Here is a 25,053-nt window from a genome sequence, read left to right on the forward strand (position 1 = left end):
AAACTCTAGCTATCATCAAGAATCTTACACTGCCGTGATAGCAAATGTAATAAGAAACTAACAGGGTTTATCCGCAATCTTAAGCGCTTGCGCTTTCCTTTAATGGATTAAGCGCCAGCAACCGACATGCTCTCTATCAAGATAGAGCCACTGGTTTTACTGCCACGTGTCAACTCATCACTTCCTACCGCTACCACCTGCTGAAACATCTCCTTCAGGTTGCCAGCAATGGTAATTTCTTCCACTGCATGCTGAATCACGCCGTTCTCCACCCAGTAACCAAATGCCCCACGCGAATAATCACCCGTCAAGTAATTAACACCTTGACCGATCAGCTCGGTAACGAATAAGCCTGTCCCCATTTTCTTGAGCATGGCGTTCAAGTCATCTTTTTGCTCCGCTTGACTAGAGCGTAAAAATAAATTGTGGGAGCCCCCTGCACTGCCAGTAGTTTGCATCCCTAATTTTCGCGCACTATAGCTAGAGAGAAAGTAGGACTGTAATACTCCATCGATCACAATTTCGCGATCACTGGTACGTACCCCTTCCGCATCGAAAGGAGCGCTTCCTAGGGCTGCGCGCAAATGTGGACGCTCTGAGACCTGAATATGCGGTGCCAACACGCGCTTGCCTAAACTATCTAATAAGAAACTACTTTGACGATACAAGGCGCCGCCACTTGTGGCTTGGACTAAGGCCCCTAACAGACCCACAGCCAGTGGCGCCTCAAATAAAACTGGATATTTTCCTGTGGGAATTTTACGTGCCGATAAACGTGCCAAGGTGCGCTCTGCCGCATAGCGTCCTATGGACTCGGGAGTAGGCAAATCAGAATAACGACGCTTGCTGGCATGCCAGTAATCGCGGTGCATCGCATTTCCTTTGCCTGCTATCGGACTTACCGACATGGAATGCCGACTAAACGCGTAGCCCCCTAAAAAGCCACGGCTATTACCCATGACAAAATGGCCTTCATTAGTGTCTAAGCCTGCGCCCTCACTATTGGTGATCTGTGGACTAAGCTCCAAAGCCGCCTGCTCGGCGCGCACCGCCAAGCGTACCGCCTGTTCTGCGGAAATATCCCAAGGATAGTGCAATTGCAAATCAGGGTAATCCGAGGCTAGCTGATCTTCCTGCGGTAACCCGGCAGCGGGATCTTCGGCTGTATAGCGAGCTATATGCCAGGCCGCCTCTACCGTTTGGCGCAAAGCCTTCAGGGAAAAATCGGACGTAGATGCTGAGCCACGACGTTGGCCCGCATACACTGTAACGCCCATACTACGATCCTGAGTCTGCTCTACTGTTTCTAATTCAAGCTGGCGCACGGAAACACTCAGCCCCTTGCTCTCAGATATATCTACAGCGGCATCACTGGCGCCTAGTTTTTTAGCATGTTGCAATGCGTCTGCAAGCAACTCGCAAAATTGAAACTGATGTTCGGTGATAGGTAATTGACTCATGTTTCTTTGGCTCTACGCTACTCTTTTGGGTTCAGGCGGTTATGATAGCTAATTGGCGAACACTTTATACATACTTTATGCAGCGCCCACGTACTGAAATCGACGAAAACGGCTATGACCGCCCCAGCAAATCACAAGTAAAGCGCGAAATGCACGCCTTACTGGACCTGGGAAAAAAACTTATTGAGCTTTCCCCAGAACGCTTAAAGCAACTCAAACTCAGTGATGAGTTGCGTGAAGCCATCAGACTAGCCCAAAAAACAACGGCGCGTGAAGGAAAACGCCGACAAATACATTATGTCGGCAAACTCATGCGCCATGTCGAGCCCGAACCCATCATTGCTCAGCTTGATGAATGGGAGAACGGTTCGCGCGAACACACTCGCTCCATGCATAAAATTGAGGCATTGCGTGATCTCCTGATACGTGATGACCAAGCCTTAACACCTTTCACCGAGGAGTATCCCGGCGGTGATATTCAACAGTTACGTTCACTCATCCGAGCAGCACGTAAAGAGGCACAAAACAATAGCGCCCTACAAGTAGGCCAAGAGCCGCAGCGCAAGCATTACCGAGCTTTGTTTCAACATATTAAATCTCAGTTAGACCTTACGGAGATCCCATGACGCCCCTGCTAGAATCGATTGAAATCGAAACCGGCCCTAATCCACAACATGCCATTATTTGGCTACACGGCTTAGGTGCAGATGGCCATGACTTTGCTCCTATCGTACCGGAGCTTAAGCTAACAGCTGAACGACCTGTGCGTTTTATATTCCCTCACGCGCCTATACAGCCTGTCACGATCAACGGCGGGATGGCCATGCGCTCGTGGTATGACATTTACATGGCAGACTTAGTCCGCCAAGAAGATGAACGCGGTCTACGCCAATCACAAGCCGAGGTGCAAAACCTCATCGCACGTGAAAACAGCAGAGGCATTCCAACTGAACATATTATTTTGGCCGGCTTTTCACAAGGCTGTGCCATGACTCTACAAACTGGCTTGCGCTTGCCCGAGGCCCTAGCCGGTATGGTCTGCCTATCGGGGTACTTGCCTCTTGCGGCTTTGACGGATAAAGAACGCCATCCGGCCAATACACAAACCCCCATTTTCATGGCGCACGGCTCGGTCGACCCAGTCGTACCGCTTGCCCGCGCGGTAGATTCCCGCGATCACTTACGTGAATTAGGCTATACCGTGCATTGGCACCAATACCCCATGCCTCACTCGGTGTGTGCGGAGGAAATCGACGCTGTGGCGGCGTTTATTAATTCGGTCTTTAAGTAACGCTTAGTCTGAACGTCGCGTCTCGCCTAAATCTAGCCAGACGCGACGCATAGCAGGATCCTCTTGGTCCACATCATTCTGAAACCCCAAGCGCTCCATCAGAGCCTGCATAGGCTTGTTGCTCGCTAACACATACCCATCTATGTAGGTTAAGCCCTGCAAGCCTGCCTCATCAATCAGCGCATTCATCAGCTCTGTGCCCAAGCCTCGCCGCTGCCACTCGTCACCTATCACCAAGGCATACTCAGCACCGCGCCCATCCACATTCCGCAGGTAATGCGCAAAACCTATAATTTCATCACGACCACTTCCGCCTACACGCACGGTGGCTACCAGCGCCAGCTCTCGATCAAAGTCGATACGGGTGTAACGCGCCAGCATCTTGGGTGTTAGCTCACGCAACATAGACACAAAACGCATATAGCGAGACTCATCAGATAAGCCACGCATAAAGGCTTGCAGGGCCTCGGCATCCTCGGGTCGAACCGGACGTAATACCCAGCGCTGTCCATCCTTAAACTGGCGTCGTTGCACCATATGCCGTGGATAAGGGTGGATAGCCATATGCCCATACCCCACCGTTTCAGGTAACACCAACATCGACTGCGCACTAAGCCCTAGCGTCAGCTCTCCAAAATATAGACCCTCATCGGTGGCATACAAGGGATCAATAGATAAGCTACGCACTGCCGGCACTTCACACACTAGCTCGGACAAACGCTCAATCACTGTTTGCAGTTGTGTAAACACCGCAGCGCTTAACTGCTTCGATAAAAATTTGCGCCAGATCGGACTGCGCTCAATTAACTGTCGGGCCAAATAACGATTCAAAGGAGGTAAATCGACGGCCCGATAAGACTCTGGCAACCACCCCTGATGCCCCGCGGCACCAAACACCACGTAGGGTCCTAACTTTTTGTCGGTATCAATACGCAAACCCATGGGCATGATATCGAATTGGGCAGCGGGCAACACCTCATTGTGTAACAGCGCGACTAACGGTACGTTGAAATAGGCCAATAACAACATGCCTTCTTGTTGCGTTAAACCGCGACGCTCACTTTGCGCCAAAGCCACTAGCTCACGTGCAGGCCCAATATCCGGGCGGCGACTCAAGGGCAAGGAAGGTAAAGTTTGCTGAGCCAGCTGCTGGTTGTAGTGATGAATGGCCAAAATATCAAAAGCATTCGCGGCCGTATCAGGGGTGCGAAACGCAGGCGTGCCCACGCTATCCAATAAATGCCGCAAAGGACGCATATCCGCGTCCCCCAGCAAACAAGTAATAATCGGCTTACGCGAGCGAGACGATATCTTGGCTAGCTCAGCCGCCACCGCCGCCATCGGTGCTAAGGGATCAGGCGCCAGTAGCACCAACACACCGTCAATTTGCGTATCGTCTAGTAGGGTCGAGCATATTTGCTCAATGCGCTCAGGACTAAGAGGGGCGTAGCTGACGACTGGATTTGCTGACTGATCTCCCGGCACGAGCGCTTGTTGCAACAAGCCCTGTGTGGACTCTGACAATTGGGGGCAATGCACGGCTGAATCAGGCCCCAGCACTTCCAGCGCCAACTGTGCTGCGCCATCACCGTTAGAAAACAAGGCAATCCGCCTACCCTTCAGCTTACGCGTGTACACCAACACCTTCAGCGCCGAAAAAAGCTGCACAAAATAACGGATACGTACCGCACCCACACGCCGCATCAAAGCATTAAATACAGCCTCTTGTGCTTCATCAGGATTACGCGCACCGCCGACTTTCAACACCACAGTAGGCTTGACAGCGGCCAAAGCATACAAGGCACTGGTAAAACGGCGCGATGGAGGGGTGTGCTCAAGATATAACGCCACACTATCTGTACGGGGATCGGTAGCAAGAAAATCCAACACATCCGCTACATCTAGCTGAGCCTCGTCACCTAAGGTAATGATGGTAGAGAATCCTAAGCGAATATCTTCGGCCCAATCCATAATGGCCGAGGTAATAGAACGCGACTGCCCCAATAGAGCGACTCGGCCCGCCGCGACGGATTGAGGTTCGTGACTTAGGTTGATCCCCAAATGTGGACGCAGCATGCCAAACGCACGTGGCCCCACCACTAGGCATTGATTAAAACGCGCCCAAGAACGAGCATAGACCATGTCCTCGATGGGATCATGTGAGGACTTATCGGCGGCCAATATCAACACAACACGAGCTTGATATTTCTTTATGGCATCCAAGGCTTCAGGCAAACGATGCGGCGCCACACACACTAACGCCATATCTAGACGCTGGCCGTCACGCAAACCAGATAGCTGGGCTGCAATCGATATGCCTTGTTCGTTAATGCTGGCCTGCGTTAGTCTGCCTTGTAGACAGGGCGGTGTATTTTCCACCACAGGCAAAGGCAAGCTAGAGACGACCAACAATGATCGTGGTTCAAATAATGCGCTTAAACTGTGTCTTAATGCTGCCATCTGCACTCCTGCCTGGTGACCGGCTGATTTAATCCTTGCTGCCCTAGGGTAGAATATGCGTATACCATTCTAAGCTCTTGGACACCCAAAGCCTAAGCACAAATTATGAGCACGTCTACTACTAAAGCAGTACGAACCCGTTTCGCCCCCTCTCCTACAGGTTTTTTACACCTAGGAGGCGCGCGCACCGCGTTATTTTCATGGGCTTTTGCCCGCCATCATCAAGGCACCTTTGTATTGCGCATCGAAGACACCGATGTGGAACGCTCCAGTGAAGCCGCCGTTCAGGGCATACTGGAGGGTATGCAATGGTTAGGCATGCACCCCGATGAAGGCCCTTTCTACCAAATGCAACGTCTTGATCGGTATAAGGCCGTCATTCAAGAATTGCTAGCACAAGGTCATGCCTATCTTTGCTACAGCACACCCGACGAAGTCGAAGCAATGCGTGAAAAAGCGCGCAGCTTAGGGCTAAAACCTCGCTATGACGGCACTTGGCGACCCGAGGCTGGCAAAACCCTACCCGCCATACCCGCAAACCGAAGCCCTGTGGTGCGTTTCAAAAGCCCGCAAACCGGCGCTACTAGTTGGGACGATTTGGTCAAGGGACGCATCAGCTTTGACAACAGCGAGCTAGATGACCTTGTTATTGCTCGCCCCGACGGCACACCTACGTATAACTTTTGCGTTGTAGTAGATGACTGGGACATGAATATCACCCACGTTATTCGCGGTGATGACCACGTTAACAACACCCCTCGTCAAATCGTCATCCTAGAGGCGCTAGGCGCTACCTTGCCACAGTACGGTCACGTTCCCATGATTTTAGGTCCCGACGGCGAGAAGCTCTCTAAGCGACACGGGGCTGTCAATCTTATGGAGTACGACGCTGAGGGCTATCTGCCGGAAGCCATGATTAATTATTTGGCCCGTCTGGGTTGGAGCCATGGCAACGACGAGATTTTTAGCCGTGAACAACTAGTCGAATGGTTTGATACCCGCAGCCTCAACAAGTCTCCCTCACAGTGGGATCCTAAAAAGCTAAATTGGGTCAATGCTCATTATATTAAGGCCTGCCCCGATGAGCGTTTAGCTGAACTGGTCGCGCCACGCATCGTCAAACTGGGTGGCAAGCCTGAAGCGGTGAATCTCGAGCTTGTGATGGCTTTACTCAAAGATCGCGCAGAAACCTTGCAGCAGCTAGCTCAAGGGGCTCTGCTTTTTTGTGCCCCCTTTGCGCCTGCCAGCCAAGAGCTGCAAGACGAAGTACTGACCGATGAAGCACGCGATCTACTACGCGCCTTCGCCCGTGCGGCATCTAGCCTACCTCGCTGGGATCGCGACAGCCTAGACGCTCTCATCAAGGAAATCTTAAGCGAGCACAACGTTAAGATGCCTAAGCTAGGGATACCTTTACGTGTGGCCGTAACAGGGCAAAAACAGACGCCTGCCGTCGATGCTGTACTGGCTATTTTAGGCCGTGATGCCGTCATTGGCAGATTAGCGGGCCTGTAAAACGTAGGTGCGCAGCTTGCATGCAATAGGCCTGACGACAATGTTATCGTCAGGCCTATTTGTTTGAGGCCAACTGAACTTAAAACGGCAGTCTATACCCTGGTGACATACGCGTTAACTTATACACTAAACCTTCCTCGGTACGGAGCTCTAGCTTATCGCCAGCCAGCTTAAGGATGCGGTAACTATGTTGGTAAATGGGATCCCCAGGCTCTGTTACTACCCCATTAGACTCTTGAGTGCTCAATAGCACCTGATCACCCGATGCTTGCCAGCACCCACTTTCATTCAACCCCTGAGAGGGCTTATTAGGCCGCTTCACCTGCTCGGTATAGGCCATCGTCCCATCTGCCTGCAAGGTAAATAACACTCGTATCTCGCCTGCTACGCCTTTTTGCTTATGCTTGCTCAACCAGTTACCTGTAACCGGGTTATTAGCGGTAGCCGGCACACACGCTGGATGAGTAGGCTCAGGAGCGACCACAGCAGGGGCAACTGGCTCGGGAGGAGCCGGCGGCACCGTACATGCCGCAACTACAGCACTAAGTAACACAACTAACGTACGAACAGACCTATGCATTTTGAGCTGGCTCATAAAAAGGTTCCTAACATGCACCCACAAAGGGTCATTCTACCTGAAGGCTCGTGAGTCGAACACGCTTCTTGAGCCTGAGAATAGCCTAAACTTTTTTGCAAAACGTAGCAGTACATTGCTACATATCTCGACACATAACAGACTCTTTCCTGCAAGCGGCCGGTAACCCTACAGACACAATTTCTTGCGTCTGACACCTCTGGAGCAAGAGTACAATCCCCTTGCACAAGCCAGCTAAAAATATCTTCGTCGTAGTTCCCGCCTTGCCATGTCTTGAACTTAATTTCAACTCTGGAGAAGCAAAAATGCCACTTGCACAGTCGGCATGAGACTACTACAATTAGTGCCTACACCCCACAGCAACCACTACATATGGTATCTGAATCGCTAATAAGGGGTGAAAAAACACAAGCTGATCCAAGCCACACCACCTCACATAAACTCTACACACGCCTTGCCGTGTGTCTACTCACGAACAGGAGTCCTCATGCCAAGCACACAGATTGCTGAGTCCAGAGCTGCCACTACTACTAAGCCCGCCAGCACCAGCAGTGACTCTGCTCCCAATCAATGGTCCATGTTCAGCGTCATCCGCCGTAACGGCGCAGTCATGGGCTTCGAACCCAACAAAATAGCCGTCGCTCTGAACAAGGCCTTTATCGCAGTAGCCGGAGGCCAAAGTGCCGCCTCTGCTCGTGTACGTGAATTAGTAGAGAGTCTTACCGAGCAAGTGGTCTCCGCCTTGATACGCCACCGCCCTAGCGGTGGTACTTTTCACATTGAAGAAATTCAAGACCAAGTCGAACTCGCTTTAATGCGCTCAGGCGAACACGATGTCGCCCGTGCTTATGTGCTATACCGTGAAAAACGCAACCAAGAACGTAAGCAGGCTGCTGCGCAAAATGCTGTACCGGGCTTGCAGACCTCACTGAACGTCACTGAAAACGGCCAGCTACGCCCACTAGACCTGAACTCCCTACATGCCACCATTGCCGAGGCAGGCTCTAACTTAAGCATCAAAATTGATGTAGACGGCATATTGCGTGAAACGGTTAAGAACCTCTACGACGGCATCCCTGTGGAAGAGGTTTTTAAGTCCGTCATTTTAGCAGCGCGTGCTTTGGTGGAAACCGATCCTAGCTATAGCCTAGTAACCGCACGTCTGTTGCTACACACCATCCGTGCAGAAGTCTTGGGTAAAGAAACCTCCCAAGCAGATATGCATACGCGCTACGCCAGCTACTTCCCCGAATTCATTCAAAAAGGGATTGAAAACGAACTGTTAGACAAAAAGCTAGCGCAGTTCGACTTAGAGGTTCTTGCCAAGGCACTAGATGCCGAGCGTGATAATCAGTTTAATTACCTAGGTTTGCAAACGCTTTACGATCGCTACTTTCTGCACGTTCGTGGTACGCGTATTGAGCTTCCACAAGTATTTTTCATGCGTGTCGCCATGGGTCTCGCCCTTAATGAGCCTCAACGAGAGCAACGCGCGATCGAGTTCTACGAAATCCTGTCTTCTTTCGATTTCATGAGCTCCACCCCTACGCTATTCAACTCTGGCACCATCCACTCACAGCTATCTTCTTGCTATTTGACCACCGTGCCCGACGATCTGGCCGGTATTTACGATGCCATTAAAGATAACGCCCTATTAGCCAAGTACGCCGGTGGTCTGGGTAACGACTGGACTCCAGTGCGCGCCCTACGTAGCCATATCAAAGGCACTAATGGCGAAAGCCAAGGCGTAGTTCCGTTCTTGAAAGTAGTTAACGACACTGCCGTAGCCGTCAACCAAGGTGGTAAGCGCAAAGGTGCTGTATGTGCCTACTTAGAAAGCTGGCATTTGGATATCGAAGAGTTCCTAGAGCTGCGCAAAAATACGGGTGATGAGCGCCGCCGCACCCACGATATGAATACCGCCAACTGGATTCCTGACCTCTTCATGAAGCGTGTCATGGAAGAAGGTGACTGGACGCTATTCTCCCCCTCCGATGTGCCTGATCTGCACGAGATATACGGCCGCGAGTTTGAGCAGGCTTACACGGCTTACGAGCGCAAAACCGAGACAGGTGAAATTGAACTGTTCAAAAAGATCCCTGCATTGTCGCTATGGCGAAAAATGCTGTCTATGCTATTTGAAACAGGCCATCCTTGGATTACTTTCAAAGACCCTTGCAACATCCGTTCGCCTCAACAGCACGTAGGTGTCGTACATAGTTCTAATTTATGCACTGAAATTACGCTCAACACCAACGAAAATGAAATTGCCGTATGTAACCTAGGTTCAGTCAACCTAGCGGCGCATATGCATAAAAACGAACAAGGTCAATACGAACTAGACCACGCAAAACTAGAGCGTACCGTTACCATAGCTATGCGCATGCTAGACAACGTGATCGACATCAACTACTACGCCGTAGATAAAGCTCGCAACTCCAACCAACGCCACCGCCCTGTTGGCATGGGCATGATGGCTTTCCAAGACTGCTTGCACCTTATGCGCGTACCGTTTGCTTCACAAGAAGCCGTAGAGTTTTCTGATCGCTCCGCGGAAGCGGTTTGCTATTATGCCTACAAAGCGTCTAGCGACTTAGCCGTAGAACGTGGCAGCTACTCAACATTCAAAGGCTCGCTCTGGGACCGTGGTATTCTGCCCTTAGATACCATAGAGCTGCTACGCCAAGAGCGTGGTGGATACGTGGACGTAGATACCAGCAAAACTATGGACTGGGATGGCCTACGTGCACGCATTCAGAAAAATGGCATGCGCAACTCCAATTGTATTGCCATCGCCCCTACTGCAACGATTGCCAATATTATTGGCGTCTCACCATGTATCGAGCCCACCTACCGCAACTTATACGTGAAGTCTAACTTGTCGGGTGAGTTTACTGTTATCAATGAATACTTGGTACGTGATCTAAAAGAACTCGGCTTGTGGGACGAAGTGATGGTGTCTGACCTGAAATACTTCGACGGTAGCCTGGCTCGTATTGATCGCATTCCTGCTGAGATGCGCGAACTGTACGCCACTGCTTTTGAAGTTGACACTCAGTGGGTCGTGGAGTGCGCCTCACGTCGCCAGAAATGGATTGATCAAGCGCAATCGCTCAATATCTTCATGACAGGCGTATCAGGCAAAAAGCTAGATGAAACCTATAAGCTGGCTTGGATACGCGGTTTGAAAACCACCTATTACTTGCGCTCCAGCAGTGCTACGAACGCCGAGAAATCCACGGGCCGTATCGGTGAGCTAAATGCCGTTTCCAACCAAAGCCAAAATTCTGGTGCCATGGCTACTGCAGCCTCCAGCTTGCCTGAGCCTGAAGTGCTCGGCGAAGTATGCACCATGAGACCTGGCGACGAAGGCTTCGACGAATGCGAAGCCTGCCAATAAGCCCTTTGACAGGAATACTACTATGTTAAATTGGGACAATGAACCCGCTGCTAAACCCGCCGTACCCGTTGACGGCGGAGCTGCCAGCCCCGTTGCGGCGACTGCTGCAGGTTTGAACACGGGTACTGGTAACCGTATTCGTGCTGCCGACAAACGTATCATTAACGGTGAAACAGACGTTAATCAACTAGTGCCGTTCAAGTACAAGTGGGCATGGGAAAAATACTTAGCCACTTGCGCTAACCACTGGATGCCCCAAGAGATCAACATGTCGCGCGACATCGCCTTATGGAAAGACCCGAACGGTCTGACCGAAGATGAGCGACGTATCGTAAAACGCAACCTTGGCTTTTTCGTCACGGCTGACTCTTTGGCTGCCAACAATATAGTGTTGGGCACTTACCGCCACATCACAGCGCCTGAGTGCCGCCAATTTTTGTTACGTCAAGCATTTGAAGAAGCCATTCACACTCATGCTTACCAGTACATTGTGGAAAGCCTGGATTTAGATGAGTCGGAAATATTTAATGCTTACCATGAGGTAGCTTCGATTCGTAACAAAGACGAATTTTTGATTCCGTTCATTGATCAAATCTCCCATCCTGACTTTAAAACAGGTACGGTAGAAAATGATCAAAAACTCCTAGAGTCACTGATTGTCTTTGCGTGCTTGATGGAAGGCCTGTTCTTCTATGTAGGTTTCACCCAGATTCTGGCTTTAGGTCGTCAAAACAAAATGACTGGTGCTGCGGAACAGTACATGTATATTTTGCGTGACGAATCCATGCACTGCAACTTTGGTATTGACCTAATCAACACCATCAAGCTCGAAAATCCCCACTTGTGGACGGAAGAGTTTCGAGAAAAAATTCGCAAGCTCTTCGTTCAAGCCGTAGAGCTTGAATATGCCTACGCCGAAGACACCATGCCACGTGGAGTGTTAGGCCTGAACGCCAGCATGTTCAAGTCGTACTTACGCTTTATTGCTAACCGCCGCTGTCAACAAATCGGGCTGGAACCTCTGTACCCACACGAAGAGAATCCCTTCCCTTGGATGGCTGAAATGATCGATCTTAAAAAAGAACGCAACTTTTTTGAGACACGCGTCATTGAATATCAAACCGGCGGTGCATTAAGCTGGGATTAACACTTGACTGAATAATCTCTTAAGCTAGACTTTTAGGCGTATAAGGTGTTGTATCTTATACGCCTTTTTTGCTTTAAAGGCGCGTCTATCAACTACTTTGGCGCAGCCAACATCCATCTGACATTGCAAGATTTATCCTCGGGAGCGTGATCATGGCAATTGCCAAAAAAAGTACGGCTAAAACCGCCACTAAAGCAGTCAGTCCAAAAACGAAAACCGCAACAGCAGACCCTAGCATTCAAGCAAGCCCTAAGAAAACCACGGCAAGCGTAAGCAAAACAAGTGCTACTGCCACCAAAGCAAAAAAAACCACTACAACTGCCAAAAGCAGCACAAAATCTGCTACAACAGTACCTAGCACTGCACGCAAAGTCGCTGCTAAAAAAACAGCAACTCTCCCTAGCAAAGCTGTAAAAACAAAAAGCCCTGCTAAGGCAAGTACAGCCAAAACAGCTAGCAAAACAGCCACTGTCACTAAGCGTACTGCTAAAGTAGCCAGTGAACCCAGTAAAGCCAAGGCAAGCAGTGCCGGCTCTACCTCAACCCCTAGTAAAAAGACAAGTAGCAAAAAAGTGACTAGTAGCTCTACACCTAAAAACTCTCCCGCTCCTGGCAATAAAACAGCCGCTCGTAAGGCTAGTAAAACAGCTGTCCAAGCCGAAACAGCCAAGAAGGATACTAATCCTGCTGGATCATGGCCTTTCCCTACAGGCGAACGTCCATAAGCCGACCTAACAGAGCCACTGATTCAAGTGGCTCTTTAGCTTTACACACGCGCATGCGACAATTCAATACTCAGCCACTCCTACTCTAGAGCTCCCATGTTTAGCGAAGTTTTCACTTTTTTAATTAATATTATTTTTTCGCTATTTGGGGTTGCCCTTTTATTAAGGGCTTGGGCCTATGCCACGCGCCTACACCCCTTTAACCCTATTTCTCAAACTCTATTTAAGGTCACAGACTGGCTAGTTCTCCCGTTACGAAAAATAGTCAAAAATAGTATGCGCCTCGATTGGCCTAGCCTACTTGGTGCCTACCTAGCCGCTTTACTCTACACATTACTCATCTTTATTGTTCAAAGCGGCTTAGCTCACCTCACTGTTTTGTTCAGCCTGCTACCGCAATTACTGTTGCTTGCACTGGTGTATGTCGTACGCTGGGCTCTTAGCCTTGTTCTCTGGGTTATCTTAGGCCAAGCCATACTCTCTTGGGTAAATCCTGGTGCACCTTTTATGCCTGTATTGCGTACACTAACAGAGCCATTACTAGCCCCTGTCAGGCGTGTTCTGCCTAACCTAGGCGCACTAGACCTATCCCCCTTGGCAATTATTATTCTGACGCAATTAGCCACCATTGTGCTCAACAACATTTCCATGCGCTTAATCGGTATGTGACCTCGTTCTCAACACAATAGCTAAATAAAAAACCCACAGCAAGCCTATTTGCTGTGGGTTACTTTTTAAGTGTTGTGCGTAAACTCATGAGACCTAAAATCTCACTTTAACGAGCCTTACAGATAAATTACGCACCTTTTACATGGGGGCTACACGAGTGGGGCCGCTGCCGCTGATCAGGCGTACACGCTGACCCACTGAAAATGGTGTGTCATCCGCCTGTGCTACCACGCGAGTCTCACCATTATCCAGTTGTACGGTCACTTCTACCCCGCGTGTCTTGTCGACTTCGTTTTCCACTTTATTACCTACCAGCCCGCCTATTAAGGCTCCACCAATAGCAGCCAAGACACTACCACGCCCACCACCAATAGCACTACCCGCTACCCCACCTAGTGCGGCCCCGGCTACCCCGCCAACCCCAGAGGACTGTCCCGACTGTATAGTAATGGGACGCAAGTTTGTTACCGTGCCCAAACGCACAATTTGCTCACGTTGTGCTTGGTCGTATGTATATACACCACCCGAAGCGGATTTATTGGCACACCCGCCTAATAAAAGCGCCGTGCCTACACAAGCAGCGACCACTGCCATGCGCATGGTAGAAAAATTAAGCATAGATTGTGTTTTCATCTCCTGGCCTCCAGGAACAACATTGATAAGACTACGGCAACCACATCACAGACTATGCTGGATACCATAATGTTCTTTTAAAATACCCGCCAGCTCTTGGCGTTCCAGAGTATGATTCTGTGGTCCTTGCTGGGCAATTTTAATACTACCCATCACATTACCTAAGCATACACTATCATACAAGGGCCATTCATTTGTAAGTCCATATAACAGACCTGCACGATGCGCATCACCGCAACCGGTAGGATCAGCGATACGCTCGGGCTGTAAGGTAGCAATGCTACGTGCCTCGCCCTGCTCGTAAAGCATACTGCCTTGCGCCCCTAAGGTAACCACGGCAGCTTGCAAGCCCTTGGATATATCTGCAATGCTACGTCCTGTACGTTGCTCTATGATTTCAGCCTCGTACTCATTCACGGTCAAAATTTGACACAAACGCAGCATTTCCTCTAAGTCTTTTCCGTCAAATAGTGGCATTGCCTGCCCCAAGTCAAAGATGAAGGGTATACCTTGAGCATGCAAACGACGAGCATGGGCAAACATACCATCTTTAGCATCAGGCGATACAATCGCCCATGCTGCCTGCTGGCCACTTAGGTCATTTTCCGCCGAACGCAACATGGCCCCAGGGTGAAACGAGGTAATTTGATTATTATCTAAGTCGTTCGTAATAAAGCACTGGGGCGTAAAAGCATCCTCTAGTAAACGTACCATAGAGGTATCTATGCCTAAGCTTTGCATACGCTGCAAGTACTCGTGACCGTCTTGACCTAACATGCCGACAGGCACTGCTTTGGCCCCTAAAAGGCTCAGACTATAAGCAATATTGCCCGCACAGCCGCCCCACTCTTTACGAAGTTGAGGAACAAAGAAAGACACGCTTAAGGCATGTACATTATCGCTAAGGATATGGTCTTTGAAATACCCTTCAAACACGGCAATGGTGTCAAAAGCGATAGAGCCACACACTAGGATACGTTGAGACATAAAAAACCTTATGGAAAATACAAGCTAAGCTGATAACCGTTGACCTGCAAATCACTCACGCTAACGGGCACCTGTACAGCCACTGAAGACAGGGCAGAAAAAGGCTGTGCCGCCTTCTCAGGACCCAAATAAGCCAATGGCGGAATGTTACGCCGCACAAGCAGAGCACCGGAAAAGTCCTTCAGTTCTAAGGTCAAGGCCGGCCATTCCAACGCACGGGTAAAGCGATTCTTCAGGGTGAAATTTAAATTGGCCTGGCCTGCATCACCAGGTAGATTTTGAAAGCTAGAAGTGCTGATTCCCACCTCGGCGAGGCGGCGCTCATAGGGTACATCACAGGCCACTTGTGCGCACGCGTACTCTAGTGTTGGGCGAATAAACGGGACGTGGCTAGCAATCTGCACCCTATAAATATAAACCAACTGCACGGCGGCTAATAACAGGCCCACAACGCATACGAAAACTAAAAAACCACGTAACAAACGTCGCCAAAAGGTAGGCTCACCCTCATACACAGTTTCACTCATACGACTCTGATCGGCTGCCATCACCCAACTAGAGTCTGCTGTGGCAATATTGTCGAGCTCCGCGGCTCCTATTATGGGCTCAATATTATCGTCTGCCGCATTGTTCCTTTCTTCAGTAGTCATAATCGGCGGCGCCGCGAAAGGCATCTTCAAACTAGGCTCACGCTTTTCGATCAGATCTGACTCTGGATCTTGGGGACTCACGAAAACACTGAACTGGTCTTGACCACGAGCACGAATAACGCTGGGTGTTTCGCTTACCAATGGGCTCACAGGCGAAGCAGATACATAGGGTTCGCTATCATCAACAAACGGCTCTAATACCAAACTGGCGGGTGGAAAGGATACGTCGAGCCCTTGTGCAGGGCCGAAATCCTGCTCAGTATCGTCCTGAGGGTGGCCGCTTTCCGCCTCCGGTTTAGAGAAGTCCGACCGTCTACGTACTACTAACTCAGTTGCCCTAACCTCCGTATGCGCTGGAGGAGCGTGGCGGGAAAGCTCCTGTACGTGCATACCTACATTCAAGCCAGGTAAATACACGGTTTGCAACAAGTGATCAGCCCGACTTTTCAAACGGGGGATGACTACATCCTGGCTGCTATCCAAAGGACCATGTTCAGATGAAGGCAATGATACGATGGCCGCCGTGGAGTCGTTCTTCCCAGGGAGCGGCTCGTCAAGCACCGCCTCAAAACCATCAAAGATATGTGCACATTTCTGGCAGCGTATATAGCCACGACGACGCTGTAATTGCTCTACGCTTACAGCGAAAACGGCCTCACAACGCGGACAACGAGTGTTGAGCTCCATAAATGACCTTAAGCCAGAATACACAAAAATTAGTCAAGCGGTCGTCGACCCGCTAAACATACCCATCCCTCACGCTCGCGCCAAACCTCTAGGGGTAGAAAAGGTGCATACACCGTTATCATTTCTTGCGCTTGCCATTCAAAAATACCCGATAAAACCAAGTAACCACCGGGGCGTACCCGATTGGCTAGCATAGGTGCTAAAACTTTAAGGGGGTTAGATAATATATTGGCCAACACTACATCCGACTGGCCACCGGGCAACTCGTCAGGCAGGTAGGCTTCTACCTCTACCTCATTTACCTGCGCATTGTAACGTGTAGAGTTAACCGCCTGCACGTCAATGTCCGTACCTAGCGTCCGTGCAGCACCAAGCTTTTTGGCTGCTATGGCTAATATGCCTGAGCCACAACCATAATCCAGCACGCTCGCACCATCAGGTAAATTCTCCGCCTGCCACTCTAAACACAAGTGCGTAGTTGGATGACTACCGGTACCAAAGGCCAGGCCGGGATCCAATTGAATCTGCACTCGGTCTCCTACATCAAGACAAGCCTGCTCGTCTTTGTGCCAACTGGGCACAATCAAGATACGATCACCGACCTCGATAGGTCCAAACTGAGACTGTGTCAAACGGACCCAGTCTGTATCGGGTACTTCACGCAAACTCCACTCTAGCTTGGTCTCGTCTAGGACGCCTGTCAATAATAACTGATGTAACAGCTCATCAACCTCCATGGTATCCGGCAACAGAGCAACCACTCGATTCCGATTCCAAGCGCACACCTCGGGTTCCATACCTGGCTCACCAAACAGTGCCTGCTCAGCCTCGGTATCACCGTCAGCGTCCTCCACTGATACAGAAAGTGCGCCTAAATCAAGTAATACATCAGAGAGCTGTTCGGCTTCATCTTCCAAGCAACTTAGTAATAATTCACGCATCTTAGCTTCCAGAAAGCAAAACAGGGGCTAGCCCCTGTTTTACTATATTGTCATTCGCTACCTTAAGGGCGTTGAGCTAATTTTTGCTCAAGGTAATGAATACTTACTCCGCCGGCTTTAAAGCTAGCATCTTGCATTAGTTCGCGGTGCAAAGGAATATTGGTGAGAATGCCTTCCACCACCATTTCGGAGAGCGCAATATCCATACGCGCAATAGCTTGCTCACGCGTTGCACCATAAGTAATCAACTTGGCAATCATGGAATCGTAAAAAGGAGGCACAACATAGCCACTAAATACATGTGAATCCATGCGTACGCCTGGCCCACCTGGGACATGCCAGTTACTGATTAAGCCCGGACTAGGAATGAATTTGAACGGGTCTTCAGCACAAATACGGCACTCAATCGCGTGCCCCTCAAACTGCACATCGCGTTGACGCAGCGTAAATTTCTCACCAGCGGCGATACGGATTTGCTCTTGAATGAGATCAAAACCGGTAATCATTTCGGTAACAGTGTGCTCTACCTGAATACGCGTGTTCATTTCAATAAAGAAAAACTCACCGTTTTCGTACAGGAATTCGAAGGTACCCGCCCCTCGATACCCCATCTTCCGACACGCTTCCGCACAACGTTCGCCTATACGCTCAATGAGTTTGCGTGGAATGCCTGGAGCAGGAGCCTCTTCAATGACTTTCTGGTGACGACGCTGCAAAGAACAATCACGTTCTCCCAGCCACACTGCATTGCGCTCACCGTCCGCCAACACCTGTATTTCGATGTGACGCGGATTTTCTAGATAGCGCTCCATATACACTTCAGGATTATTGAAAGCAGCGGCAGCTTCTGTCCGAGTCGTTGCCACAGCGGTAAGCAATGCAGCTTCGGTATAAACCACGCGCATACCACGTCCACCGCCACCACCCGATGCTTTCACAATGACCGGATAGCCAACATCACGCGCAATACGTACGATCTCTTCTGGGTCGTCAGGCAAAGCACCTGGAGAACCTGGCACCACCGGCACGCCAGCTGCGATCATTGCTTTCTTGGCCATGACCTTATCACCCATTTCACGGATGGTTTGGGGCCGAGGTCCAATAAATACAAAGCCACTTTTTTCTACGCGTTCTGCAAAATCCGCGTTTTCAGCCAAAAAGCCATAACCTGGATGAATCGCTTCAGCGTCGGTCACTTCGGCAGCTGAAATAATGGCCGGCATACTCAAATAGCTATCTCGCGGGGATGCTGGCCCTATGCAGACAGACTCATCAGCCAGCCGCACATACTTGGCTCCCCGATCGGCTTCGGAATACACCACTACGGTTTTGATGCCCAGCTCACGGCAAGCGCGCTGAATACGTAAGGCTATTTCGCCTCGATTGGCGATCAAGATTTTTTCGAACATGTCATCAACCAATGATGAACAGCGGCTGGCCATATTCTACGGGGCCGCCATTTTCAACCAGGATCTCTTTGATTACCCCAGACTTGTCTGCTTCAATTTCATTGAGCAGCTTCATCGCCTCGATAATACACAAAGGCTCACCTTCTTTGACCGTTTGGCCAACCTCTACAAATGGTGCTGCACCTGGGTTAGGTGCACGGTAGAAAGTACCCACCATGGGTGAAGTAACACTGTGTCCTTGTGCCACTGCAGGCGCAGCAGGCGCTGCTGGAGCGGCCGCAGGCACAGCGACTGGACTCAATTGCGCAGCAGCTGTTTCAGTCGCATATACCACTGGCTGCGCAGGCGCTTGGGAGAATTTAACGATACGTACTTTATCGTCACCTTCAGTGATTTCGAGTTCCGCGATACCGGACTCCGCGACCAGATCAATCAGGGTTTTAAGCTTTCTAAGATCCATGGATGCTTCCCGCAACACCTCACTGTCTATGTTGATTCAGAGCAGGCGTCAAAAAAGAAATTGGTAAATTAAACTCAGGTAATACTTATTTTCCTAAGGCATACAATAACGCTGCTTCGTAACCATATACACCTAGCCCAACAATAACACCTTCGGCGATGTCGGACAGATAAGAGTGGTGACGAAAGGCCTCACGCTTGTATACATTAGAGATATGAACCTCGATAAACGGCACGCTTACTGCTGCCAATGCATCGCGTATTGCGACGCTAGTATGAGTATAGGCACCAGCATTGATAATGATGTAATCAACGCAACCACGTGCCTGATGTATCCGTTCTACGAGCTCACCTTCGTGATTACTTTGAAAAACCTCACAGCTAGCATTATTTTCCTGCGCCACCGCCCGTAGCCGGGTGTATATATCGTCCAAAGTCTGGCCGCCATAAATACCCGGCTCACGAGTGCCGAGCAAATTTAGATTGGGACCATTCAGAACAAGGAAATTTTTCGCCATTGCGGATTTTTCATGAAGATAGATCGCCTTTTTACGCTAAAAACCTGTATTTGTCTATCAAACAACGAGATTTTCATCTTTGAATAAGTACTTACAAGCCCAGTAACAATACTTATATAGGAGCAAAGTTCACAGCATTTAAAGGAAAATAACCTACGTAGACAGCAGCCTTTGAATAACATCGTCTAACTTGGCGGGAACGATCTGCCCCAACATACGCTCGTGGATCCGACCGCGCGCATCAAAAACAACGGTAAAGGGTAAGCCCCCTTGGCGATTACCTAATGCACGCATGACTCCCACCCCCGTGTTACCGGCCTCAAGAATCTGGTAACTAACTGGTACACGCTGTAAAAACTCCAGCATATTTTTCGCTCTGTCTATCCCTATCCCCAAAAACGGCATATCGGGATAAGTTTCATGCAAGGCTTGCAAGTCAGGCATTTCCTCTATGCATGGTTTGCACCATGTGGCCCAAAAGTTAACCACCAAAGGCCTGCCTAAATACTGTTTAAGGCCAACCTCACGCCCTTCTAAGTCAGGAAAAGAAAGTCCAAAAAAAGGGTCTGGAGGAAATAATGCGGCCCAAGAGGGAGCCTGTGCGCTCAACATTGCAGCCCCAACTAGGCCACAACGAATAAAGTCACGTCGCTTCATCGTTTTCACTACTTAAATACAGAATCCTTGCATGATAGCACCCTGATAATTCACAAGGTGCTCCGTAACCGTGCACATCTGACTAAAATACAGACCGGAGGATAGTCATGCACATACACATACTTGGCATTTGCGGCACGTTTATGGGGGGTCTAGCACTCATTGCTAGAGCCGCCGGATATAAGGTCACTGGCTGCGATAGCGGTGTTTACCCACCCATGAGCACGCAGTTGCAAGAGCAAGGCATTGCCTTGATTGAAGGCTTTGATGCCGATCAAATCAAATTAAATGCCGATTTATACATCATCGGCAATGTCGTCAGTCGAGGGAATCCGTTAATGGAAGCGATCCTCAATCAACAGCTTCCTTACACTTCTGGCCCCCAGTGGCTGGGCGAGCATGTATTACGCCAGCAGCATGTCTTAGCGGTCGCCGGCACTCACGGCAAGACGACCACCAGCTCAATGCTCACGTGGATACTCGAATGTGCGGGCTTGCAACCAAACTTTCTGATTGGTGGTGTCGCCCCCGATTTAGGGCTTTCGGCCCGTTATCAGCCACACCAAACACATTTTGTTATTGAAGCCGACGAATACGACACCGCATTCTTTGATAAGCGGTCTAAATTTGTACATTATCGTCCCCGCACCGCCATTTTGAACAATCTAGAATATGATCATGCTGACATATTCCCCAACCTTGATGCCATTCAAACTCAATTTCATCATTTAATTCGTACTATCCCCTCACAAGGACAAATTATTCGCCCGGCGCAATGTGAGGCCTTAGACCAAACCTTAGCTCGAGGCTGTTGGTCTAACGTGGACACCTTTGGCCTCAACGGTAGCTGGCAAGCGCATGATATCGATGGTTCAAGCTTTCGCCTACATCACGACGGTGTAGAGGTGGCCACACTTAACTGGTCACTGAGCGGCCGCCACAACCAGGAAAATGCCCTTGCTGCCATTGCCGCAGCAACACACGTGGGCGTGTCAGTGGAACAAGCCATCGAGGCCCTAGCCTCCTTCCAAGGCATCAAGAGGCGAATGGAGATCAAAGGTGTGTGCCGTGACATTATTGTTTACGATGACTTTGCCCATCATCCTACCGCTATCGCAACCACTCTTGAAGGGCTACGTCGCAAGGTAGGGCCGCAACGCATCATAGCAGTCTTAGAGCCCCGATCTAATACCATGAAGCTAGGGGCTATGGCAGCTCGCCTACCCGACTCGCTCAGTAGCGCTGACATAGTGTTTTGCTATAACGAGACGCAAGGCAAGCATGCTTTAGGTTGGAATGCAAGCCAAGTCTTAGCACCGCTAGGTGATAAGGCAAGCACTTGGACAGATTTAGATAAAATGATCACTAGCATCGTTCAAGTCGCTCGGCCTGGTGACTCCATCGTCATTATGAGTAATGGCAGCTTTGGTGGCATACACCAACGCTTACTTGATAGCCTGGCTTGAGCTCATCATTAAGGTAAGGTGCGCGCATGATTTTATATTTGCATGGTTTTCGGTCCTCACCGCAGTCGTATAAAGCTCGTTTGCTGGCCCAAGAGCTACAACAACGTCAACAGACGCACCTATGGCAGTGTCCGCAATTACCTGCCAGCCCTGCGGCTGCGATCGCGCTTTGTCACCAACTGATTCAAACTCATGGTACCGCTGAACTCTGTATCATAGGCTCATCGTTAGGAGGCTATTACGCCAGCCACCTCGCCCAACATTACGGGAGCAAAGCGGTATTACTTAATCCTGTCGTGCATGCGGCTCGCGACTTAGCGACTCAAGCCGGGAGCCACCAAAGTTACCACTCGGATACCCCGTTTCACTTTTTACCTAACTACGTCCAACAACTAGCGCACATTGTTGTCCCACGTCCCACCAAGCCAGAACTATTCTATTTACTCGCAGCCAAAGGTGATGAGGTTCTTGATTGGCGCGAAATGGTGGATTGGTATCAGCATAGCCATATCACTCTTATTGAAGGCAGCGACCACGGCCTGAGCGATTTCCCTCTTTATATCCAAGACGTGCTCAATTACGCGCTTCCTACCTCCTAAACTTTCAACGATGGCATCGCCATCAAGATGGACAACCATGTACGTTCTTTTCGAAGATAGCAGCAACTTTAAGGCAGAGAAAGTCTTCTCCGAAAGCGATTCCACCATGCAAGTCGAGTCGGCTAGTGGGAAACGCAGCAAAATTAAGAAAAACGCTGTGCTTTTTCATTTTGAGCAGCCCGATCCAGTCACCTTGCTAGAAAAAGCACGCGCGCTGGCGGAAACGCTAGATATTCCCTTTTTATGGGAGTGTGCCCCCCAAGAAGAGTTTGAGGCTGCTAGCTTGGCAGAAGACTACTTTGGCCATGCTCCGAATGCGGTAGAAAAAGCCGCCCTTATTTTTGCCCTACACGACGCACCCGCTCATTTTCACAAACGCGGGAAAGGCTTATACCGCCCAGCGCCACCAGACATTCTGCAAGCCGCGCTCGCAGCAATAGAAAAAAAACGTTTACAACAAGAGCAGGTTGCCGCCTGGACACAAAACCTGATTGACGGCGTCCTGCCGGATGAGATAGCCGCAAAAGCCGAAAGCTTCTTGAGCCAACCGGATAAAAACTCACTGGAATGGAAAGCTTTCGACGCAGCGCTCAAAGCACTCAATAGTCATCCAGAAAAACTTCTGTTGTCCTTAGGGGCATGGTCTAACCCCTTAGCACTGCACCAACACCGATTCATGAGCCAGCACTTCCCCAAGGGAACGGGCTTTCCACCGGTAGAACTAAAAGAATGGGGACAAGACCTGCCTCTGGCTGACGTGGAAGCCTATTCGGTGGACGATGCCTCGACTACCGAGATTGACGACGCGTTATCCGTCCAGATGCTGGACAATCAACGTCTACGCATCGGCATTCATATCGCCGCACCCGCCTTGGCCATTACCCGCGGCAGCTCTTTGGATGATATTGCCCGAGCACGCATGTCGACCCTTTATACGCCCGGCTATAAAGTTTCTATGCTACCTCCCGAGCTCATCGGCTATTTCTCACTTAATGACGATGTAGTTCGCCCCTGCCTATCCCTGTATGTGGAGGCAGACTTAAATACTGGCGAAATTCTTGCCCATGAAACCCGCTTAGAGCGAATACAGGTCAGGGAAAACTTGCGTCAGCACGAGCTAGAGCATCTATACACCTCCGAGGCCTTAGCCGACCCCACTCTAGCCTTACCGTATGATCATTGGGTGCGCCCCCTGTGGCAGTTTGCCCAACTGTTATCCGCGCAACGCGATGAGCGGCGCGGCAAGCCAGAAAACAATAACCGAGTTGAATATAGCTTTGAGCTTGACGGCCCCCACGACGATCCCAATTCTGTCATACGCTTAATACCCCGTGTCCGGAATGCCCCCTTGGGTCTACTGGTGGCCGAATACATGATCTTGGCCAATCAGCTTTGGGGCGGTTTGCTAGCGCAACACAATGTACCTGGGGTATTTCGCTCCCAGCAGTATATGCGTACACGTATGTCCACTACCCCTGGCCCCCATGACTCCATCGGCGTCCCCCAGTATATTTGGGCGACCTCGCCCTTGCGGCGCTATGTAGATTTAATTAATCAAGGTCAACTTATTGCGGCCGCCGAACATGGCATTTCAGCGCGTTTAGCGGCGCCATTTCAACCCAAAGATGCTGACCTTTACGCGATCATCAACACTTTTGAGAATCAGTATGGCGCTTGGTCAGACTACCAAAATACCCTAGAACGTTATTGGTGCTTACGCTGGCTACAACAAAACCAGCTTCAAACCGTACAAGCTCACGTGATCAAAGAAGACCTAGTGCGCTTGGCACAAGCTCCGCTGGTAATACGTGTACCTGGACTTCCCGCCATGGAGCGAGGACAAGAGCTCAGTTTAGATATCCTGCGCTTTGACGAACTTGCCCTAGAGCTAGAATGTCGTTGGCGGGACTCATCGTTGGGCTAAACATATGTATCAGGCCAACAGCAAGCAAGATTACCTTTGGTGGGCCATCGCCTTGTCCGCGATGGTACACCTACTGATTATCTTCTGGCCTGTGGCCGCACCTGCCCCGCGTGACGTCGAGAATTTAACGATTAGTCTGGTTAACTTCAGCACCCAAGAGCTTCCTTTACAAGCGCTGATTAAAGCGCAAGCTAACTTGGAAGGCGGTGGCAGCGACGATCAAGGGCAAGCCAGCAGTCCACTACCCTATACAGCTTGGCCCGATCCCAATGAACTGGTACTACGGGCAATGCAAAAGCGTCAACACAACCTTGAGCAAACTCAGCAACGTTTACTTACCCAGTTACAAAGCCAAACGCGCGCGCCCACCAATACTCCCGAGCAAGACTATACCGGCGACGCTAGCCACTCAGGCAAAGATGAACTCAATCAGGCTGAACTGATAGCACATGCCCAAGTAGCACAAATTGAACGCGACATCACGCGCTACCAGCAACGCCCGCGTTTTCACTATGCTGCACCGTCGTCCATGGCCGCACCCGAAGCTGAGTACGTAGAAAACTGGCGACAAAAAATAGAACATACAGGCACCCAGTATTATCCACACCAAGGACAGCACAAGCTACATGGCAGCTTGCAACTGAGCGTTTTTATATTACGTGACGGTACCGTATTGAAAACTCAAGTGGATCAAGCTGCGCGTCATCCTGAACTTAATTTAGCGGCTCAACGTATCGTGCAACTAGCAGCGCCTTTTAACCCCATTCCCACCCATGTGGCCCCTGACTCCGAAGTGCTAGTGATTACTCGTTACTGGCATTTCACCGAAGGGGGCCTGAGCACTCAAAACGCACCCTAAAA

Annotated in this window: 22 protein-coding genes; 10 read left to right on the forward strand and 12 right to left on the reverse strand. The window is 50.1% G+C overall.

Annotation, left to right across the window (positions count from 1 at the left end; all coding sequences use genetic code 11):
• Positions 1-107: 107 nt before the first annotated feature.
• The gene (gene pmbA / locus OSH01_RS07295) at positions 108-1,460 is read right to left on the reverse strand and encodes a metalloprotease PmbA (protein ID WP_266123423.1); all 1,353 of its coding nucleotides are present in this window, start codon (positions 1,458-1,460) and stop codon (positions 108-110) included.
• Positions 1,461-1,537: 77 nt separating this feature from the next.
• Between pmbA and yjgA the strand changes: the two genes are divergently transcribed.
• Both yjgA and OSH01_RS07305 read left to right on the forward strand, forming a co-directional pair.
• The gene (yjgA, locus tag OSH01_RS07300) at positions 1,538-2,086 is read left to right on the forward strand and encodes a ribosome biogenesis factor YjgA (RefSeq protein WP_266123424.1); all 549 of its coding nucleotides are present in this window, start codon (positions 1,538-1,540) and stop codon (positions 2,084-2,086) included.
• The gene (locus OSH01_RS07305) at positions 2,083-2,751 is read left to right on the forward strand and encodes an alpha/beta hydrolase (protein ID WP_266123425.1); all 669 of its coding nucleotides are present in this window, start codon (positions 2,083-2,085) and stop codon (positions 2,749-2,751) included. Before yjgA ends, OSH01_RS07305 begins: the two co-directional genes overlap by 4 nt.
• Positions 2,752-2,754: 3 nt before the next feature.
• On the opposite strand, the gene OSH01_RS07310 is transcribed toward OSH01_RS07305, so the two are convergent.
• Positions 2,755-5,211: a bifunctional acetate--CoA ligase family protein/GNAT family N-acetyltransferase gene (locus OSH01_RS07310; RefSeq protein WP_266123426.1), complete on the reverse strand. Its 2,457-nt coding sequence runs from the start codon at positions 5,209-5,211 to the stop codon at positions 2,755-2,757.
• A 105-nt stretch (positions 5,212-5,316) separates the two neighbouring features.
• On the opposite strand from OSH01_RS07310, the gene gltX reads away from it, so the two are divergent.
• Complete coding sequence (gltX, locus tag OSH01_RS07315; RefSeq protein ID WP_266123427.1) at positions 5,317-6,726, forward strand: glutamate--tRNA ligase; 1,410 nt, start codon at positions 5,317-5,319, stop codon at positions 6,724-6,726.
• Positions 6,727-6,805: 79 nt separating this feature from the next.
• Here gltX and OSH01_RS07320 read toward each other — a convergent pair whose 3' ends face one another.
• The gene (locus tag OSH01_RS07320) at positions 6,806-7,321 is read right to left on the reverse strand and encodes a hypothetical protein (RefSeq protein ID WP_266123428.1); all 516 of its coding nucleotides are present in this window, start codon (positions 7,319-7,321) and stop codon (positions 6,806-6,808) included.
• 487 nt (positions 7,322-7,808) lie between these two features.
• Here OSH01_RS07320 and OSH01_RS07325 point away from each other — a divergent pair, with 487 nt between their 5' ends.
• Both OSH01_RS07325 and OSH01_RS07330 read left to right on the forward strand, forming a co-directional pair.
• Positions 7,809-10,721 carry a ribonucleoside-diphosphate reductase subunit alpha gene (locus tag OSH01_RS07325; protein ID WP_266123429.1) on the forward strand — a complete coding sequence of 971 codons (2,913 nt, stop codon included), beginning with the start codon at positions 7,809-7,811 and terminating at the stop codon, positions 10,719-10,721.
• 22 nt (positions 10,722-10,743) lie between these two features.
• The gene (locus OSH01_RS07330; RefSeq protein ID WP_266123430.1) at positions 10,744-11,868 is read left to right on the forward strand and encodes a ribonucleotide-diphosphate reductase subunit beta; all 1,125 of its coding nucleotides are present in this window, start codon (positions 10,744-10,746) and stop codon (positions 11,866-11,868) included.
• Between the two features lie 238 nt (positions 11,869-12,106).
• Here OSH01_RS07330 and OSH01_RS07335 read toward each other — a convergent pair whose 3' ends face one another.
• Positions 12,107-12,538 carry a hypothetical protein gene (locus OSH01_RS07335; RefSeq protein ID WP_266123431.1) on the reverse strand — a complete coding sequence of 144 codons (432 nt, stop codon included), beginning with the start codon at positions 12,536-12,538 and terminating at the stop codon, positions 12,107-12,109.
• Between the two features lie 151 nt (positions 12,539-12,689).
• Here OSH01_RS07335 and OSH01_RS07340 point away from each other — a divergent pair, with 151 nt between their 5' ends.
• Entirely contained in the window at positions 12,690-13,262 is a 573-nt protein-coding gene (locus OSH01_RS07340) for a YggT family protein (RefSeq protein ID WP_266123432.1), read from the forward strand.
• A gap of 138 nt (positions 13,263-13,400) precedes the next feature.
• Here the strand turns inward: OSH01_RS07340 and OSH01_RS07345 are convergent, their stop codons facing one another.
• The 8 genes from OSH01_RS07345 to OSH01_RS07380 all read right to left on the reverse strand — a co-directional run bounded on the left by OSH01_RS07345 (position 13,401) and on the right by OSH01_RS07380 (position 20,203).
• A complete protein-coding gene (locus tag OSH01_RS07345) occupies positions 13,401-13,895 on the reverse strand; it encodes an outer membrane lipoprotein (RefSeq protein WP_266123433.1) in 495 nt (164 codons plus the stop codon).
• A gap of 45 nt (positions 13,896-13,940) precedes the next feature.
• A complete protein-coding gene (locus OSH01_RS07350; protein ID WP_266123434.1) occupies positions 13,941-14,882 on the reverse strand; it encodes a carbohydrate kinase family protein in 942 nt (313 codons plus the stop codon).
• An 8-nt stretch (positions 14,883-14,890) separates the two neighbouring features.
• Positions 14,891-16,219: a zinc-ribbon and DUF3426 domain-containing protein gene (locus tag OSH01_RS07355; RefSeq protein ID WP_266123435.1), complete on the reverse strand. Its 1,329-nt coding sequence runs from the start codon at positions 16,217-16,219 to the stop codon at positions 14,891-14,893.
• 29 nt (positions 16,220-16,248) lie between these two features.
• A complete protein-coding gene (prmA, locus tag OSH01_RS07360) occupies positions 16,249-17,160 on the reverse strand; it encodes a 50S ribosomal protein L11 methyltransferase (protein ID WP_266123436.1) in 912 nt (303 codons plus the stop codon).
• Between the two features lie 62 nt (positions 17,161-17,222).
• A complete protein-coding gene (gene accC, locus OSH01_RS07365; protein WP_266123437.1) occupies positions 17,223-18,569 on the reverse strand; it encodes an acetyl-CoA carboxylase biotin carboxylase subunit in 1,347 nt (448 codons plus the stop codon).
• A gap of 4 nt (positions 18,570-18,573) precedes the next feature.
• A complete protein-coding gene (gene accB / locus OSH01_RS07370) occupies positions 18,574-19,029 on the reverse strand; it encodes an acetyl-CoA carboxylase biotin carboxyl carrier protein (RefSeq protein WP_266123438.1) in 456 nt (151 codons plus the stop codon).
• An 85-nt stretch (positions 19,030-19,114) separates the two neighbouring features.
• Positions 19,115-19,546, reverse strand: a complete 432-nt coding sequence (aroQ, locus tag OSH01_RS07375; protein WP_266123439.1) for a type II 3-dehydroquinate dehydratase — start codon at positions 19,544-19,546, stop codon at positions 19,115-19,117.
• Positions 19,547-19,699: 153 nt separating this feature from the next.
• On the reverse strand, positions 19,700-20,203 hold the full coding sequence (locus OSH01_RS07380) for a TlpA family protein disulfide reductase (RefSeq protein ID WP_266123440.1): 504 nt from the start codon (positions 20,201-20,203) through the stop codon (positions 19,700-19,702).
• Positions 20,204-20,310: 107 nt separating this feature from the next.
• On the opposite strand from OSH01_RS07380, the gene mpl reads away from it, so the two are divergent.
• The 4 genes from mpl to OSH01_RS07400 are packed head-to-tail and all read left to right on the forward strand — an operon-like array spanning position 20,311 to position 25,051.
• Entirely contained in the window at positions 20,311-21,669 is a 1,359-nt protein-coding gene (mpl, locus tag OSH01_RS07385; protein ID WP_266123441.1) for a UDP-N-acetylmuramate:L-alanyl-gamma-D-glutamyl-meso-diaminopimelate ligase, read from the forward strand.
• Positions 21,670-21,695: 26 nt separating this feature from the next.
• Positions 21,696-22,268: a YqiA/YcfP family alpha/beta fold hydrolase gene (locus OSH01_RS07390; protein WP_266123442.1), complete on the forward strand. Its 573-nt coding sequence runs from the start codon at positions 21,696-21,698 to the stop codon at positions 22,266-22,268.
• 37 nt (positions 22,269-22,305) lie between these two features.
• Positions 22,306-24,192 carry a ribonuclease catalytic domain-containing protein gene (locus OSH01_RS07395; RefSeq protein WP_266123443.1) on the forward strand — a complete coding sequence of 629 codons (1,887 nt, stop codon included), beginning with the start codon at positions 22,306-22,308 and terminating at the stop codon, positions 24,190-24,192.
• A gap of 4 nt (positions 24,193-24,196) precedes the next feature.
• A complete protein-coding gene (locus OSH01_RS07400; RefSeq protein WP_266123444.1) occupies positions 24,197-25,051 on the forward strand; it encodes an energy transducer TonB in 855 nt (284 codons plus the stop codon).
• Positions 25,052-25,053 lie beyond the last annotated feature (2 nt).

Source organism: Alcaligenes endophyticus (assembly GCF_026344035.1).
Classification (GTDB): domain Bacteria; phylum Pseudomonadota; class Gammaproteobacteria; order Burkholderiales; family Burkholderiaceae_B; genus Alcaligenes; species Alcaligenes endophyticus.